The sequence below is a fragment of the Caulobacter sp. 05T431 genome, assembly GCF_056665975.1.
In genome coordinates this window covers 1-1,059 of record NZ_JBFTKU010000053.1, presented here as the reverse complement: position 1 = coordinate 1,059, position 1,059 = coordinate 1, and the positions used below count along the sequence as shown (strand labels likewise).

General features: G+C 59.0%; 2 protein-coding genes. Both read right to left on the bottom strand.

What is annotated here, in order from left to right:
- Positions 1 to 473: flagellin (locus tag AC1U89_RS24470; RefSeq protein WP_479902207.1), on the bottom strand; the 473-nt coding region annotated here is incomplete at its 3' end.
- Between the two features lie 358 nt (positions 474 to 831).
- Positions 832 to 1,059 (bottom strand): flagellin (locus AC1U89_RS24465; protein ID WP_479902206.1); only part of this gene is annotated, 228 nt, incomplete at its 5' end.

Sequence of the window (1,059 nt, the reverse complement as noted above, 5' to 3'; positions counted from 1 at the left end):
GTGAACTGCGAGCCGTCCGAGTTGGCCAGGAAGGCCAGCTTGGTGGTCGAGCCGTCGGCGATCGACACGCCGTTGAACTTGGCGTTGGTGACAGCCTTGGTGATCTGGTCACGCAGGCTTTCGAAGTCCGACTTCAGGGCGTTGAACGAGGCGGTGTTCAGCGAGGTGTCGGAAGCGGCCAGGGCCTTTTCCTTCATCTTGCCCAGCAGGTCGGTGACCGTGTCGCCGGCGGCCAGGGCCACGTCGATGGTCGACTGGCCGCGTTGCAGCGAGTCCTTCACGGCGTTCAGCGAGCTGGCGGTCGACGATTGGCCTTTGGCCATCGCCCAGATAGCGCCGTTGTCCTTGGCGTTACCGACTTTCTTACCGGTGTTGATGCGTTGTTGCGTGACCTGAAGCTCGCTGTTGGTGGCGTTCAGGTTTTGCAGGGCGACCATCGCGCCCGAGTTCGTATTGATGCTGTTCAGAGCCATTTCGGCGATTTCCCATTCAAGGTGTCCGACGTCATTTTGACGGTCGGGAGCATTTTGCTCATCGCCAGTGTCCACGGTCGTGCTTTCGATATTGTAAAAGTGTCGCAGCTAATTTCTGGATTTGGATAATGCCTCGTTAGTCATTTCGATTCGGCGTTGAATCGAATTCTTTTGATCGTGAATCCCGTTTACGAAGATTAATTGCCGTTGACTCTGTCGGCCCGCCGACTGTTCCTGGAAATACAACATCTGGTAGGCGAGAGGCCGCGAGCGGCCGAGTCTTGTCATGTGCAGGCATAAGAAAAGGGCGGGTCCGAAGACCCGCCCTTCAAGATGCTGAACTCGACGTCCGTACCGCTTAGCGGAACAGGCTGAGCACCGACTGCGTCGACTGGTTGGCGATCGACAGCGCTTGCACGCCCAGCTGCTGCTTGGTCTGCAGCGACTGCAGCTTGGCGCTTTCCTTGGCCAGGTCGGCGTCGACCAGGTTGCCCACGCCCGCGTCGAGGCTGTCTTGCAGCTTGCCGACGAAGGTCAGGTGGGTGTCCAGGCCGGTCGAGCTGGTGCCCAGCGAAGCCAGCTTGTT